The organism is Tomitella biformata AHU 1821 (assembly GCF_000524475.1).
Classification (GTDB): Bacteria; Actinomycetota; Actinomycetes; order Mycobacteriales; family Mycobacteriaceae; genus Tomitella; species Tomitella biformata.
The window spans coordinates 19343-33669 of sequence record NZ_BAVQ01000071.1; the positions used below are offsets into that span (position 1 = coordinate 19343).

15 protein-coding genes and 1 tRNA gene are annotated in these 14327 nt (G+C 67.2%); 7 read left to right on the forward strand and 9 right to left on the reverse strand.

All coding sequences use genetic code 11. The features are described from left to right. Positions 1-2 precede the first annotated feature (2 nt). Positions 3-611: a PaaI family thioesterase gene (locus TBIF_RS16695; protein WP_024795899.1), complete on the forward strand. Its 609-nt coding sequence runs from the start codon at positions 3-5 to the stop codon at positions 609-611. Here TBIF_RS16695 and TBIF_RS16700 read toward each other — a convergent pair. From TBIF_RS16700 to TBIF_RS16715, 4 genes are all read right to left on the reverse strand, one after another. Further along, positions 608-2206, reverse strand: coding sequence for a GMC oxidoreductase (locus TBIF_RS16700; protein WP_024795900.1), 1599 nt, complete (start codon positions 2204-2206; stop codon positions 608-610). The two genes, TBIF_RS16695 and TBIF_RS16700, sit on opposite strands and share 4 nt — an antisense overlap. A gap of 137 nt (positions 2207-2343) precedes the next feature. Then, positions 2344-2895 carry a TetR/AcrR family transcriptional regulator gene (locus TBIF_RS16705; RefSeq protein WP_024795901.1) on the reverse strand — a complete coding sequence of 184 codons (552 nt, stop codon included), beginning with the start codon at positions 2893-2895 and terminating at the stop codon, positions 2344-2346. Between the two features lie 98 nt (positions 2896-2993). Continuing rightward, positions 2994-3078 (reverse strand) — tRNA-Ser (locus TBIF_RS16710). A gap of 12 nt (positions 3079-3090) precedes the next feature. Then, entirely contained in the window at positions 3091-3636 is a 546-nt protein-coding gene (locus tag TBIF_RS16715) for a MarR family winged helix-turn-helix transcriptional regulator (RefSeq protein ID WP_024795902.1), read from the reverse strand. Positions 3637-3845: 209 nt separating this feature from the next. Between TBIF_RS16715 and TBIF_RS16720 the strand changes: the two genes are divergently transcribed. Then, the gene (locus TBIF_RS16720) at positions 3846-4832 is read left to right on the forward strand and encodes an NAD(P)H-quinone oxidoreductase (protein WP_024795903.1); all 987 of its coding nucleotides are present in this window, start codon (positions 3846-3848) and stop codon (positions 4830-4832) included. A 25-nt stretch (positions 4833-4857) separates the two neighbouring features. Here the strand turns inward: TBIF_RS16720 and TBIF_RS23845 are convergent, their stop codons facing one another. Together TBIF_RS23845 and TBIF_RS16730 are read right to left on the reverse strand one after the other, a co-directional pair. Continuing rightward, positions 4858-5982: a polysaccharide deacetylase family protein gene (locus TBIF_RS23845; RefSeq protein ID WP_235174825.1), complete on the reverse strand. Its 1125-nt coding sequence runs from the start codon at positions 5980-5982 to the stop codon at positions 4858-4860. A gap of 155 nt (positions 5983-6137) precedes the next feature. Further along, positions 6138-7340, reverse strand: a complete 1203-nt coding sequence (locus TBIF_RS16730; protein ID WP_024795904.1) for a cysteine desulfurase-like protein — start codon at positions 7338-7340, stop codon at positions 6138-6140. 110 nt (positions 7341-7450) lie between these two features. On the opposite strand from TBIF_RS16730, the gene TBIF_RS25470 reads away from it, so the two are divergent. Genes TBIF_RS25470 through glfT1 form a run of 4 tightly spaced genes read left to right on the forward strand, consistent with a single transcriptional unit; the run spans position 7451 to position 10693 of the window. Next, complete coding sequence (locus tag TBIF_RS25470; protein ID WP_024795905.1) at positions 7451-8002, forward strand: bacterial proteasome activator family protein; 552 nt, start codon at positions 7451-7453, stop codon at positions 8000-8002. Positions 8003-8039: 37 nt separating this feature from the next. Next, a complete protein-coding gene (gene wzm / locus TBIF_RS16740; RefSeq protein ID WP_024795906.1) occupies positions 8040-8903 on the forward strand; it encodes a galactan export ABC transporter permease subunit Wzm/RfbD in 864 nt (287 codons plus the stop codon). A 13-nt stretch (positions 8904-8916) separates the two neighbouring features. Continuing rightward, a complete protein-coding gene (gene wzt / locus TBIF_RS16745) occupies positions 8917-9765 on the forward strand; it encodes a galactan export ABC transporter ATP-binding subunit Wzt/RfbE (RefSeq protein ID WP_051461601.1) in 849 nt (282 codons plus the stop codon). Then, entirely contained in the window at positions 9713-10693 is a 981-nt protein-coding gene (gene glfT1 / locus TBIF_RS16750; protein WP_084611764.1) for a galactofuranosyltransferase GlfT1, read from the forward strand. Before wzt ends, glfT1 begins: the two co-directional genes overlap by 53 nt. 3 nt (positions 10694-10696) lie before the next feature. Here glfT1 and TBIF_RS16755 read toward each other — a convergent pair whose 3' ends face one another. After that, a complete protein-coding gene (locus tag TBIF_RS16755; protein ID WP_024795909.1) occupies positions 10697-12157 on the reverse strand; it encodes a DHA2 family efflux MFS transporter permease subunit in 1461 nt (486 codons plus the stop codon). A 165-nt stretch (positions 12158-12322) separates the two neighbouring features. Between TBIF_RS16755 and TBIF_RS16760 the strand changes: the two genes are divergently transcribed. Then, positions 12323-12961: a TetR/AcrR family transcriptional regulator gene (locus tag TBIF_RS16760; protein ID WP_024795910.1), complete on the forward strand. Its 639-nt coding sequence runs from the start codon at positions 12323-12325 to the stop codon at positions 12959-12961. A 21-nt stretch (positions 12962-12982) separates the two neighbouring features. On the opposite strand, the gene TBIF_RS16765 is transcribed toward TBIF_RS16760, so the two are convergent. Together TBIF_RS16765 and TBIF_RS23850 are read right to left on the reverse strand one after the other, a co-directional pair. Beyond that, a complete protein-coding gene (locus TBIF_RS16765) occupies positions 12983-13363 on the reverse strand; it encodes a very short patch repair endonuclease (RefSeq protein ID WP_024795911.1) in 381 nt (126 codons plus the stop codon). Between the two features lie 154 nt (positions 13364-13517). Beyond that, a complete protein-coding gene (locus tag TBIF_RS23850; RefSeq protein ID WP_051461602.1) occupies positions 13518-14306 on the reverse strand; it encodes a GIY-YIG nuclease family protein in 789 nt (262 codons plus the stop codon). Between the last annotated feature and the right edge of the window lie 21 nt (positions 14307-14327).

Below are 14327 nucleotides of genomic sequence, written 5' to 3' on the forward strand. Positions count from 1 at the left end.
GTATGCAGATCATCACCGAGGACATCGACACCGCCGAGCTCGCCCGCCGCCGAGCCCTGTACGGCCCCCTCACCGAGGCGGTCCGCGAGCTGATCGATGCCACCATCCGCACCGAGGTGGACGACGACGTCGTCCGGCAGGTCCACGCAGACATCGCCGCCGCCACCGCCAAACTCCGCGCACGGCAGCTCGACGGCGCCTACGGCGCACGAAAGACGACCGCTGGCGAGCACATGTCCTGGGGCAATGCCGCCATGGGGCTCCGCAACGCGATCGCGCCGCCCCTCGTCGTCAAGGCCGACGCCGACGGCCGGCGCTGGGCCGAGTTCACGCTCGGCGCCGCCTACGAGGGGCCGCCGGGGCTGGTGCACGGCGGGGTCTGCGCACTAGTGCTCGACCATGTCCTCGGCGCCACCGCCAGCTCCGTGACCTTCAGCTTCACCGGCACCCTGACCCTGCGCTATCGCCGTGGCACGCCGCTGGGCCTGCTCCGCGCCGAGGCCCGCGTCGACCGGGTCGAGGGCCGCAAGACCATCGTCGTCGGCACCCTGTCCGACGCCGGCGGGGTGACGGTGGAGGCCGAGGGCAACTTCATCAGCCCGGCCGTCTAGATGACCGTGCCGACGTCCTTGGCGACGATGTCCTCCAGCGCCCGCTCAACAATGGCCGCGATCGTCATCGACGGGTTGCAGGCCGCGGTGTTGCCGGGCAACAGCGCGCCGTCGAGCACATAGAGCCCACGCTGGCCGTGCACGCGGCCCTCGAGATCGCAGACGGTCTCCATGCACGCGCCGCCGAGCGGATGCCAGGTCGTGGGCATCAGCGCGTTGGTGTCGGTGACCAGCGCGGACGGGCCGGCGATCGCGCGCACTGCGGGGTCGATGTGGCGCTGGATCGCGGCGTCGCCCCCGCGGGGCCACTGCAGGACGGCCTCGCCGCGGGCGTGGTCGTAGGTGAACCGGCCGCGGTCCGCGCTGACGCCGTAGCCGACGAGCATCGTGCTGTGCGGGTCCATACCTATCCCCAGCGGGGGGATCGACGCCTGGATCACGGTGAACGCGGCGTCGGGATCCTGCCAGTTCTTGCTGCCGTAGACCACCGGTCCGCCCTGCTCCGCGCCGAAGTTCTCGGTTGGGTCGCTCCAGACGTAGATGCGGTCGGCGTTGGTGCCCCAGCCGCCGCCCAGCGCGTCGGGCATGTCGGTGATCCGGCCCGTCGCCGCGGCGCGCACGAGGAGCTTGGTCGTGTTGGCGCTGCCCGCGGCCATCACCAGCGCGCCGGTGGTCAGGATCTTGGTCTCCAGCACCCGGCCGGTGGTGTCCGTGCGGTCGACGTACACGGTCCAGCGCCCATCCGGCGCCCGCTCCACGTCCGTGACCTGGTGCAGCGTCTCGAGCCGTACCCGTCCCGTCGCCTCCGCGGCTGCCAGATAGGTGACGTCGACGGAGTGCTTGCCGCCGTTGTTGACGCCGAACGCGCCGTCGCCGTTGGTGTAGGACGGCTTCATCTCCCCGCGCAACTCGGCCAGCGCGTAGTCCCAGTCGATGGGCATCGGAATCTTCTCCACCGGCAGCCCCGCGCGCTCCGCGTTGCGGGCGAACACGCGGGCCGCCTCATAGGCGGGGCTCGCGATCAGCTCGTCGGGCGCGGTGGACAGGCGCAGCATCCGCGCGACCCGCGGATAGTGGACGGCGTCCATCCGCGCATAATCCAGCGCCTCGGGGAGATGCGCGTTGAACACCGCGGGCGTCGGCTGCAGCGTCATGCCCTGGTACACCAGCGATCCGCCGCCGACACCCGCCGCGCACAGCGCCGTCATATTCTCGCCGGTAATGGCCTCGAGCAGGCCCGTGTACGGCTCGAACGCGAGCTTGCGGCCGAACAACTCGGGGTTGGACTGGTGCCAGAGGATCCGCTTGTCCGGCCGGGTCGGGTGCGGGAAAGTCTCCGCGTTGGGGCCCGACGGCCAGCGGATCCCGCGCTCGAGCACCGTCACCGGCACGCCAGCCTCGGCCAGGCGCAGCGCTGTGATGCCGCCGCCGAAACCGGAGCCGACGACAACCACCCGATGCTCCTCCCGGGTCAGCGGCACCGAGCCGGGGCGCGCCTGGGCCAGGCCCGCGGGGACCACGCTGGGCAGGGTGAGCGCGGCCCCCACCGCGGCGGCGCCGGCTAGAAAGGAGCGACGGTTGATAACTGCGGGCATGGCTCTATCACTTCCTCGAGGAATTGCGGCGGCGACGAGTCGGAGACCCCCGGCCAGATGCTGGCCGGCCCACTGGGGCTGTGACCTTGCGAACACAAAACTAGACACTCGAGATTCATAGTGTCAAGTGGGGGCGGTCACATGATTGCCGTCATCGCTGGCTGCAGCCAGCGGGCGAGAAACTGCCGAAGGTCGTCGTCGCGGCGAACCGCGTCACTGTCGAACATGATCGCCGACAGCCCAAGTCGGACCGCGATCTCGACCACGTCATCAATATACTTTGGCCCCAACAGGTTTCGCTCCACCATCGGCTGCAGGAGTTCGACCCCGAAAGGCTTGGCGTACGCCATCATCTCGTCGTCGAACAACGGATTCCCCCGCTCCGCGAGGACGAGCGTCGCCAGGGCCGGGTGCGTGCGCAGCACCAGCCGCCCCGCCACGATCAACTCCACCACGTACTCATAGGCGGTCGCCGCGGTCGCCACCGAGGCCTGGACCTCGCCCAACGCCTCCCGCACAACGTCGGAAATCGACTGCGAAATCACCTGTTCCAGCGTGCCGAAATTGGAGTAGACAGTCTGCCGCGAGACCCCCGCCGCAGTCGCCACCGCGGCGATATTGACCGCCTGGAAGCCTGCCTGCTCGATCAGCCCGATGGTGGCAATGAGGATCTTCTGGCGCGCCCGCATGGGGACATTCTCGCGCACTGGGCGTCGACCCGGCCCACCGCAAGCGCAAAAAAGCCCTGACCTGGCTTCGCAGCCAGAATCAGAGCCTTTTCACGTTGCGGAAGCGGAGGGATTTGAACCCCCGATGGTTTCACCCATGCTCGCTTTCAAGGCGAGTGCATTCGGCCGCTCTGCCACGCTTCCTCGCCGCAGAGCCTACAGCGACGAGCGTCTCGCCGATCTCCCGCCCCGGCCCCGGACCTTCGCCAACGTGGCGTCCGCCTGCTCGACGTCCTGGCACAGGCTGCCCACCTTGACGAAAGCGTCCCCGAGCGCACGGAGCTGCCGCGCGGTCATCGCGTCGATCATGAATTGGCGGACGTCGGCCACATGATCCGGCGCGGCGCGCTCGAGTCGGCGCAGCCCCTCGTCGGTCAAAGTCGCCAGGACTCCCCGCTTATCAGACGCGCATCCTGCCCGCGCAACCATGCCAGCGGCCTCCAGGCGTCGGACCTGGTGTGTCAGCTTGCTGCGGGAGGCGACGATGCCGTCCGCGATATCACTCATCCGCAGCGACCGCTCCGGCGCCTCTGACAGGAACACCAGGATGCGGTAGTCGTCCATCGTCATTCCATGCTTGGTTTGGAGCGAGCGGTTCAGCACCGCCTGCAGGCGGTCGCTGGCCTCAATATAGGTGCGCCACGCCCGCATCTCCTCCGGCTCCAGCCAGTCTGCCTCGACGGCGGGGCCTTCCGGCTCCATGCCGATCACACCATCCGCGCCGACCATCTCAGTGCCCGCAAGTTCCGCCATATGGTTCAGATTCCCTCCACAATTGCGGGCCCCCCGCGAAATTTCTGGCCTCGAGACCAAAAGCTACTTGTCAGTAGGATATATTTCTACTCTAGATCACCGATATGTCAAGACCAGACCTGCGACAACGAGCCTCCACAGCCGCTACGGTCGTAGCCATGCGCGCAATATGCCTTGATCAGCACGGTAGTCCCGAAAACATGGTGTGGGGCTCCGCTGCCACCCCCGAACCGAGTCGCGGCGAAGTCCTCATCGACATTGCCGCCACCGCCGTAAACCGCGCGGACCTGCTACAACGGCAGGGCAACTACCCACCCCCACCCGGCGCTTCGGAAATCCTGGGCCTGGAGTGCTCCGGCGTGATTTCCGCTGTCGGGCCGGACGTGGCCCGGTGGAAAGTCGGCCAGCAGGTGTGCGCGCTGCTCGTCGGCGGCGGATACGCCGAGCAGGTAGTGGTTCCCGCCACACAACTCATGCCGGTGCCCGACGGCATGGATATCCATGTTGCCGCCGCGCTGCCCGAGGTGGCCTGCACGGTGTGGTCCAACATGGTTTCCCGGGCCGGATTGCACCACGGGCAGACCGTTCTCATCCACGGCGGCGCGGGCGGCATCGGCACCCACGCAATCCAGGTCGCCAAGGCCCTCGGCGCGCGCGTCGCGGTCACCGCGGGATCCGCGGACAAGCTCGAACGGTGCCGAGAGCTCGGCGCGGACATCGCGATCAACTACCGCGAGGAGGACTTCGTCGAGCGCCTGAAGATGGCGGAGCCGATCGGCGCGGACGTCATCCTCGACAACATGGGCGCCAAATACCTCGCCCGCAACATCGCCGCACTGGCCCCGGACGGCTGGCTCTCGATCATCGGCATGCAGGGCGGGGTGAAGGCCGAGCTCAATATCGCTCACGTGATGGCCAAGCGCGCCCGGATCACCGCCACCGGACTACGCGGACGGCCGACGGGCGGCGCGGCGGGAAAGGCGGCGATCGTGACCGCGGTGGTCGAGCATGTCTGGCCGATGATCAGGGACGGCCGAGTGCTGCCCGTGGTGCACGCGGAGCTGCCGATCGCGGAGGCCGCGCAAGCCCACCGCCTGCTCGACTCCGGCGAGGTCGTCGGCAAGGTCATCCTGCGGGTGCGGTAACCCCGGCCCCCGCGGGGAACCCCGCTCAGGACTCCGCGGTGCCCGCGACCGGTGGCAGCGCCTGCCACTCCGCGAGGAGCGCGGGGTCCTGCAGCTCCATCCACGCCACCACGTCGGCGTAGGTGGCGCAAATGGTCTCCGGGTCCCCGCACACGTCGCCCATAAACTCGGCGGTGGCGGGGTTGAACGAGTTGCCGTTCCAGTCATTGAAATGGTTGGCGATCACCAGCGGCGCGCGATTGCCGTAATACGCGCGGTCGTACATGTACTGGTAGGTCTCACGCACAATCCGGCCCATCTCCGGCGCGGTCTCCGGCTGGTCCGCGGCGCCATTGAACGAATACCAGAAGTTGTAGTCCAGCGCGGTCTGCCCGCCGCCGATCGCCGGCGAATAGACATAGGGCACCGCAAATTCCCAAATGCCGTCGATCATCTCGGGCCAGATCAGTCCGGTCACCTTCGAGGGCATCGAGGAGTCCCACGTCATCCCATTGTCGTGCCAGGCGGGGATGAGCTGATCAAGCTGCCCCTCCAGGCACTGGGTGCGGCCACCCTTGACCACGTCCGGGCCGAAGGCGAGCGGCTCGGCGCCCTGGAGTCCGTTGATATCCTGCCAGTTGGTCATCATGTTGAAGAACTGGCCGAGCTCCTGGTTCCAGTCCGCGGTGGTCCACTGGTTGCCGTGCGAGCCGCTGCCGGCACAGAAGTGGCCAACATAGTGCGTGCCCATCTCATGGCCGCCATACCAGGTCTTATTCAGGAATTTCACCTGTTCGACGACGTCCTCGTTGGTGCCGCCGAAAGCAATGGCGCTCGCGCCCGGTGGGTGGCCCGGCGCGTGGTACACCTCGCGGTTCTCGTCGGCCACGAAGTAGAGGCCGGTCATCAGCGCGGTGAAGCGGGCGTCGACCTCGTCGGCCGTCTCCAAAAACATGTCCCAGTTGGGCGTCAATCCGACGCCGTCAAAGGAGAACAGGATGAACTGCGGGGGCGTCTCGCCCGGCAGCAACGCGCGCATCGGCACATTCGACTCCTTGCGCACCGGGGGCGGCGGGGCGGCCGGCTCCACGTCGGCCAGCACCGTCTCGTTCCCGTCATCCGAATCCTGCCCAGACTCACCACCGATGGCGATCGAGCAACTTGCCACCATTAGCCCAATTGCCGCAAATAGCAATGACCGCTTAAGCACGATTCGCCTCCTGCATACCGCCGACAGCCGGGATGCCATCCAGTTCCGTCAAAAATGGCACGTTACCAGCCCGCAGAAAGCAGAATTGTTACGACACTCACACTCTCCAGCAATTGTTATCCAAGCGACGCGATGACGCGCACCAACTGGTCGACCTCGTGCGCTGTCGTGTAGTGCCCCAGACCGATAGTCACGGCACCGCCGATCTCGGCGACTCCGATGGCGTCGAGCACGCGGGAGCCGCCGCGCGTGGCCAACGCACAGATCCCGTTGTCCGCCATCCGCTGCGTGACCTTGGTGGCGGGGATGCCGGCGACGGTGAAGCTGAGCATCGGGACGCCGTCATGCCCGTCCGTGCCCAGCACCATCACCAGCGGCAAGGACCGAAGCGACGTGTGCAGATGCTCGAACAGTCCGCTCTGGAATTCGCTGAGCTCGCCCATCGCCTTGACCAGCCGGTTCCGACGCGAACCCGTGGTGCGGCCGCCCAGCTTGGCCAGCGATTCCACCGAGGCGACAACGCCCGCGAGCATCGCGAACTGGTGGTCCCCCACCTCCAGCCGCGCGACGCCCGTCGCAGTCGGGTCGAACGAGAGCGACTCCAAGCGCTCCAGTTGCGCCGGATCCCGGAACACCAGTGCACCCACAGGAGGCCCGCCCCACCCTGCGGCGTCGACCGCGATCACGTCCGCGCCCAGCGCGTCGATGTCGATGGAGCGGTACGGGGCCAGGGAGGCCGCGTCGACCACCATCATCGCGTCGACCGCGTGCGCCAGCTTGCTGATCGAGGCCACATCGGGCATCACGCCAAGCCTGGACGAGGCCGCGGTGACCGCGACAAGCGTGGTGGCCTCCGTGATCAGCTCGCTGTACTGCCAGGCCGGCAACTCGAAGTTCTCGATATCGACCTCGGCCCACTTGACGTAGGAGCCGTAGAGGTGGGCCGCCTGCAGCCAAGGCGCGATATTCGCCTCGTCGTCGAGTCGCGAGAGCACCACCTCGGTGCCGATGCCGAGGCGCCGCGTGCAGGCCCAGGACAGCCGGGCCAACAGCGTCGCCCGGTTCGGTCCGAGCACCACGCCCTCCGGCTGGCCGCCCACGAGATCGGCGATCGCGGACCGCGTCGTCTCCAGGATCCCGGCGCTGCGCTGAGCCGACGGGTACGGGCCGGACGGGTCGGAGACAGAGGTCCGAAACGCGGCCGAGACCGTGCTCGCCACCGAATCCGGAATCTGCATTCCCGCCTGTGCGTCCAGATGGATCCAACCGTCACCCAAAGATGGGAACAGTCCTCGGACCCCCCAAACGTCATAAGCCATGCGTCCACCCTATGCGGGGACCCGTAAGCGTCGCCACACCTACCCACCGGTACGCGTCCGAAACGGAATCGATTCCCAGTGATCAGCCCAAGCAGGCAGAATGAATGATTATGACCGACACTCAGAGCTCACCGGGCCCCGACGCGGCACCCCCATCCGAGAGCCCCGACAGGGACGACAACGTCGAACTCGTTGAGGACGACGGAGATTCGTTGACCGACATGGTCTCGCAGCCCGCGAAGGTGATGCGGATCGGCACGATGATCAAGCAGCTGCTCGACGAGGTCCGCTCCGCCCCGCTGGACGACGCCAGCCGCACCCGCATGCGCGAGATCTACGCGAAGTCCATCAGCGAGCTCGAGGAGGGGCTATCCGGCGATCTCCGCGACGAGCTGTCCCGGCTCACCCTGCCCTTCGATGCCGCCTCCGTGCCGTCGGACGCGGAGCTCCGCGTGGCGCAGGCCCAGCTCGTCGGCTGGCTCGAGGGCCTCTTCCACGGGATCCAGACCGCGATCATGGCGCAGCAGATGGCCGCGCAGGCGCAGCTGCAACAGCTCCAGCACGCCCTGCCGCCGGGCGGTCGGCCCCATCAGCCCGACGCCCCGGGGCAGCGGGACAACTCCGGGCACGGGCAGCTGCCGGGCACCGGCCAATACCTGTGACGAGGCGGCCCTAGTAGTCTTGGCGACCGTGTCCGACATAAGCGCTGCCGTCCCCGACGAGCAGATCCCCCCGAACCCGGTCTCGGACTCTCGCACGTTTGCCCGAGCATTCGCGGACCTGCGTCTGGGCTGGTCACAGCGAGAGCTGTGGCTGCACCTCGGCTGGCAGGACATCAAGCAGAAGTACCGCCGCTCGGTGCTCGGCCCGTTCTGGATCACCATCGCCACCGGCGTCATGGCGCTGGCCCTCGGCCTCTTGTATTCGGTGATCCTCGACCAGGACCTCGCGTACTTCCTGCCGTTCCTCACCGTGGGCCTCATCATCTGGGGCTTGATCCAGGGCTGCATCATCGACGGCTCCGAGGTCTTCATCACCAATGAGGGCCTGATCAAACAGCTGCCGTCGGCGCTGAGCGTGCACGTATATCGCCTGGTCTGGCGCCAATTCCTCCTGCTGATGCACAACATGATCATCTACGTGATCATGATCGCCGTGTTCTGGAGCTCGCACGACTTGAGCTGGGCCTCGCTGATGGCGTTCCCGGCGCTGGCGCTGCTGGTGATCAACGGCGTGTGGGTCTCGATCCTGTTCGGCATCTTCGCCACCCGCTTCCGCGATGTCGCACCGTTGCTCGCGAGCCTGGTGCAGCTGCTGTTCTACGTCACGCCCATCGTCTGGTCCACCAAGGTCATCACCGACCGGCCAGGTCAGGAGGACCGCGCCAAGATCGCGGAGATCAACCCCCTGTACCACTACCTCGACATCATCCGCGCGCCCATGCTTGGCGAGCAGCAGCAGGCGTACCACTGGTACATCGTCCTGGGCATCACGGTCATCGGCTGGGGACTCGCGCTCCTGGCCCTGCGCCAATTCCGGGCCCGCGTGCCCTACTGGGTCTGACGGAGAGACGGCAATGACATCGATTGACAACGGCGCCAACGCGCGCGGGCTCAACAAGGCCATCAGCATCGACACGCATGACGCGTGCGTGGACTTCCCCATCTTCGACGCGAAATCGCGGTCCCTGAAGAAGGCCTTCCTCGGCAAGGCCGGCGGCACCATTGGGCTCAACGACTCGAACCTGGTGACCATCGAGGCGCTGCGGGACATCACGCTTTCCCTGCGCGACGGCGACCGCATCGGCCTCGTCGGCCACAACGGCGCCGGCAAGTCCACCCTGCTCCGACTGCTCGCCGGGATCTACGAGCCCACCCGTGGCAGCGCCACCATCCGCGGCCGGGTGGCCCCCGTCTTCGATCTTGGCGTCGGCATGGACCCCGAGATCTCCGGCTACGAGAACATCATCATCCGCGGTCTCTTCCTCGGCATGACGCGCAAGCAGATGATGGAGCGGATGGACGACATCGCCGACTTCACCGAGCTGGGCGAGTACCTCAACATGCCGCTGCGCACCTACTCGACGGGCATGCGCGTGCGCCTCGCAATGGGTGTGGTGACCAGCATCGACCCCGAGATCCTGCTCCTCGACGAGGGCATCGGCGCCGTCGACGCGGAGTTCATGAAGAAGGCCCGGATCCGGCTCCAGGAACTGGTCTCGCGCGCCGGCATCCTCGTGTTCGCCAGCCACTCCAACGAGTTCCTGGCGCAGCTGTGCACCTCCGCGATGTGGATCGACCACGGCCACATCCGCCAGCGCGGCAGTATCGAGGAGGTCGTGGGCGCCTACGAGGGCCCCGACGCGGCAGCCCATGTGCGCCGGGTTCTCGCTGAACTCGAGCGCGACGAGCGCGCGCGTGGCTAACCCGTCGCAGTCCGAGCGCATCATCGGCGTCGTCGTGACCCACAAGCGCCGGGAGCTCCTCGCCGAGTCCCTCAAAGTACTTGCCGCGCAGACCCGCCCGCTGGACCACCTGATCGTCATCGACAACGCCTGCGAGGACGACGTCAAGGCGCTGGTCGAGTCCACCCCCATGTCGGTCACCTACATCGGCTCGCAGCACAACCTCGGCGGCGCCGGCGGCTTCGCCCTTGGCATGCTGCACGCACTCGCCCAGGGCGCGGACCGGGTGTGGCTCGCCGACGACGACGGCCGCCCCGAGGGGCCCGACGTCCTCGCGATCCTGCTGGCCTGCGCCCAGCGGCACGGCCTGGCCGAGGTCTCCCCCGTGGTCTGCGATATCGAGGACCCCGACGTCCTGGCCTTCCCGCTGCGCCGAGGCGTGGTGTGGCGTCGGCGCCGCTCAGAACTGCAGGCCTCCGCTGATTCCACTGGCGGCGCGGCCGAGTCCGATCTGCTGCCCGGCATCGCGTCCCTGTTCAACGGCGCGCTGTTCACCGCCGACGCGCTCGACGCCGTCGGCGTGCCGGACCTGCGGCTGTTCGTGCGCGGCGACGAGGTGGAGCTGCACCGCCGCCTGGTCCGCTCCGGGCTGCCCTTCGGCACTTGCTTGGAGACCGCCTACCTGCACCCCAACGGCGCGGACGAGTTCAAACCGATCCTCGGCGGGCGCATGCACACGCAGTTCCCGGACAACGCGGGCAAGCGCTACTTCACGTACCGCAATCGCGGCTACCTGCTCGCCCAGCCCGGCATGCGCAAACTCCTGCCGCAGGAGTACGCCCGCTTCGGCTGGTTCTTCCTGATCCAGCGCCGCGACCTCGCGGGCTTCCGGGAGTGGATGCGCCTGCGCAAACTCGGTCGCCAGGAACGCTTCGGCGGCAAGCCCTAACAATCACACCTGCGCCGGCTCCGCCGCTGTCGACTTCCGAATGAAAAACGACGCGGCGACGGCGATCAGGGACACCGCGCCGCCCCAGAGGAATGCCATGTGGATGCCGTCCTGGCTCGCGGCCGCGCCGGTCGCACCCCCGGCCACGCGCGCGGCCGCCGTGGTCGACATGACGGTGATGAACAGCGCAGTGCCCGCGGCGCCCGCCAACTGCTGAACCGTGTTGAAGATGGCGCTGCCGTGTGAATAGAGCTCGCTCGACAGCGACCCGAGAGCGGACGTCATCAACGGTGTCATCACCATCGCCAGGCCCGCCATGAGCAGGGAGTGGATGCCCACCACCATCGGAAGCGCTGACTCGGCGTCGAGCAGCGTCATCAGCCACAGGGCCGCGCTGACCACCACTGCGCCGGGGATCACGAGCACGCGGGGGCCGGTGCGGTCGAAGATCCGGCCGACGAAGGGTGACAGGAGGCCCATAAACAGGCCGCCGGGCAGCATCAAGAGTCCCGTGGTGAGGGTGTCGAGCCCACGGATGTTCTGCAGGTACAGCGGCAGCAAGATCAACGCGCCGAACAATGCCATCATGCTGATCGACAGCATCCCCAGCCCGATGCTGAACGTCGGGGTCGCGAACGGGCGCAGGTCGAGCAGTGCGCGTCCGGCCTTCTGCCGGGAGATCTGCCGCAGGACGAACACGACCAACGCGACCATGCCGACGCTGAGCGGGATCCACGCTGGCACGCCCGCACCGTCGGAGGATTGCCCAATGCTGGCCAGCCCATAAACGATGCCGCCGAACGCGAACACGGACAGCACGACCGACATCACGTCGAGAGGAGTCCGACTCGGGGTGGTCACATTCTTCACCAAGGCCGTCCCGATGGCGAAGGTGACGAGTGCGATGGGCAGGACTATCCAGAACATCCAGCGCCAGTCGAGCGTATTGAGGACAAGGCCGGAGATGGTGGGGCCGATGGCGGGGGCAACGGCGATGACAATCGAGATGACCCCCATCATGCTGCCCCGCTTATGCGCGGGCACCACTCGCAGCACCGTCGTGATCAGCAGCGGGAGCATGATGGCCGTGCCGCCGGCCTGAACCACCCGCCCGACCAGTAGCAGTTCGAATCCGGGTGCGATGGCCGCGAGCAGCGTGCCGAGACTGAAGACCCCCATGGACGCGATAAACACCTGGCGCAGCGTGAATCGCTCGAACAGATAGCCAGTCACCGGGATAACGATGGCCATCGTCAGAAGGAAGCCGGTGGTCAGCCACTGTGCCGTGCTGGCGGTGATATCGAGGTCCACCATCAAGGGCGGCAACGCCACGCTCATGATCGTCTCGTTGAGAATCATGACGAAGGCCGCCACCACGAGCACGCCAATCAGCAGCCTGCTGCCGGGCTCAAGATTCTCCTCGGCGATGACGTCCGGTTGATCCTGTGCCTGGTGCGTCTGCATTACGAGGTGCTTTCTGGCTGAGGGGTGTGGATCGTGGCCCACACGACTGCGGCAAAAAGGATAGTTTGAAGCAAGATGACAGTGACTGTCAAGTTGAACTTGACTGCTAGAGTTGCCGGGCAAACGCCCCACGCGCGTTGCCTGCCGGAGCGAAAGGAGCTGCCGATGGTTGCCCAGATCGAATCGACCTCACATGCACGTACCCCCGACCTGCGCGAACGCAGACGGCAGGAGACGCGCCGCGAGATCACCCAAGCCGCATTGGAGCTCTTTGAGCTGCAAGGATCGGCCGCCACCACCGTCGAGGAGATCGCCCGCCGAGCCGGCGTGTCACCTAGCACCTATTTCCGATGCTTCGCCACCAAGGAGGAATCGGTGTGCGGCACGGACCCGGAGTTCGAGGCCGCCCTGCTCGACTGGCTCGGGTCGACAGCGCCAGAGGAGGTCGACCTCGCGGGCATCGAGAGCGTCTATGAGCAGTTTCTGCGCCGCCTCATGGCGTCCACTGACGACACGTGGGATCAGTTGCTCAGGACCCGCCGCCTCATCGCCTCGGACGAGAACCTCCGCGCGGCCGCCTTCGCAGCCGACGCCCTCGCGATGTGCCGCCTGACGCATAATGTCGCGGAAAGGGTGGGGGGAGTCCGGTCCTCGTCCTACGCCAAACTCCTCGTCGAGGTCGCCGGGGTGGCCATTCGAATCGCCTTCGACTCCTGGGTGGAGCGCGTCGAGGCGGGCGACGCCGCCGATCTGGTCGAGATTTACCGGACGACTCGCCAGGAACTCCGCCAGATATCCGCCTAGGGCGCGTCTCGCACGCAATCGTCACAAACTCGCGGCCCGCGCCACAACACCGGCGACGCGCTCCGCCGCCCTCCCCGCGTCCTCGTGCTCCCAGACCCGCACCACCGTCCACCCAGCCGAGGCCAGCAGCGCATCGGTCTCACGGTCTCGCTGGACATTGCGCTGCGCCTTCGCCCGCCAATATTCGACATTGCTGGCGGGCTGGCGGTAATGCTGCGGGCAGCAATGCCAGAAGCAGCCATCGATGAACACCGCCACCTTGGCCCGGGTGAAGACCACGTCCGCGGTGCGGCGCACACCCGGGATGGGCCGGGCCACGACGCGATAGCGCAGGCCGCGGCGATGCAGCAGCGAGCGGATCGCCAACTCTGGCTTGGTGTCGCGGCTGCGGTTGCCCTGCATGGACTTTCGAGTGCCGGGCGAAAAACCTGGCTTCGCCACCGCATGGTCCTCCTCGCCGGAAGACGCGAAGTGGGCGGGTTGCCGATCGGGCGACATCCCACAACACTACGACTGCACGAGACCGGCGCCGGTGGTGAGAGGGATTGCGCCGGGATCAGTCGTCGTGCTCATCGAATAGTGCCCAGGTGTCAGATAGATCGGTCTCGCCGGCCACCTCGAACAGGCCCGGCTCGTCCGCACCGGACTCCAGTTCGGGGTATCGAGCACCGAGGTCCTCAATGCGCTGATCCGCCAGCCACGCCAGCCGCTTGGCCTGCAACAAGAGGGTTCTGCGCATGCCGGCGGAGACGGCGCGCTCGGAGATCATCTGCGAGAGCCGGGAGATGGTGGCGGCGCGGCGGGCGATGCGGATATCGGAGTGCGCGCGGTCGTCCCACAGCTCGTCGGGGATGATCCGCCCACGCACCGACTGCGGCAGCGCCATCAGCTTGTGCGGCCGGATCGCGGCCTCATTGAGGACGGCGCCGAAGCGGCTCTCCGCCTCGAGCCGCTTATAGACGGTGTACTCATAGGCCTCGAGCACAGCGCGCTTCTGGGCGATCGACGCGGCCTTCGCGGAATTCACCGGATCCCGCAGCGCAGCCACCTGCGGGATGCTCCACATCGCGATATCGGCCACTTCGAAGGGGTCCAGGATGAACTTCGCGACGGCATCCGAGCGCTGGCCGGTCAGGTGCCGGCCCACCCGGTCCCGAAACTTGGACGAGGTTTGGCCCACGTAAATCGGCTCGCCGTCGTAGTCGAAATACGCATAGATCCCCACGGCCTCGCCGATCGGCTGGCCTGGGCTTTCGGGGTCTGGACGCGCCATCACCTCCGCGAGCTTGGCCCGGATCATCTGCACCGCGCGCGGCGGCTGGTCCTTCTTGCTGACCTGCCTCAATACAGGAGCACCCATCTCTGC

Coding starts and splice junctions, on each gene's coding strand:
- TBIF_RS16695 (WP_024795899.1), top strand. CDS start 3: ATGCAGATCATCACCGAGGACATCGACACCGCCGAGCTCGCCCGCCGC.
- TBIF_RS16700 (WP_024795900.1), bottom strand. CDS start 2,206: ATGCCCGCAGTTATCAACCGTCGCTCCTTTCTAGCCGGCGCCGCCGCG.
- TBIF_RS16705 (WP_024795901.1), bottom strand. CDS start 2,895: ATGCGGGCGCGCCAGAAGATCCTCATTGCCACCATCGGGCTGATCGAG.
- TBIF_RS16715 (WP_024795902.1), bottom strand. CDS start 3,636: ATGGAGCCGGAAGGCCCCGCCGTCGAGGCAGACTGGCTGGAGCCGGAG.
- TBIF_RS16720 (WP_024795903.1), top strand. CDS start 3,846: ATGCGCGCAATATGCCTTGATCAGCACGGTAGTCCCGAAAACATGGTG.
- TBIF_RS23845 (WP_235174825.1), bottom strand. CDS start 5,982: ATGGTGGCAAGTTGCTCGATCGCCATCGGTGGTGAGTCTGGGCAGGAT.
- TBIF_RS16730 (WP_024795904.1), bottom strand. CDS start 7,340: ATGGCTTATGACGTTTGGGGGGTCCGAGGACTGTTCCCATCTTTGGGT.
- TBIF_RS25470 (WP_024795905.1), top strand. CDS start 7,451: ATGACCGACACTCAGAGCTCACCGGGCCCCGACGCGGCACCCCCATCC.
- wzt (WP_051461601.1), top strand. CDS start 8,917: ATGACATCGATTGACAACGGCGCCAACGCGCGCGGGCTCAACAAGGCC.
- glfT1 (WP_084611764.1), top strand. CDS start 9,713: ATGTGCGCCGGGTTCTCGCTGAACTCGAGCGCGACGAGCGCGCGCGTG.
- TBIF_RS16755 (WP_024795909.1), bottom strand. CDS start 12,157: ATGCAGACGCACCAGGCACAGGATCAACCGGACGTCATCGCCGAGGAG.
- TBIF_RS16760 (WP_024795910.1), top strand. CDS start 12,323: ATGGTTGCCCAGATCGAATCGACCTCACATGCACGTACCCCCGACCTG.
- TBIF_RS16765 (WP_024795911.1), bottom strand. CDS start 13,363: ATGCAGGGCAACCGCAGCCGCGACACCAAGCCAGAGTTGGCGATCCGC.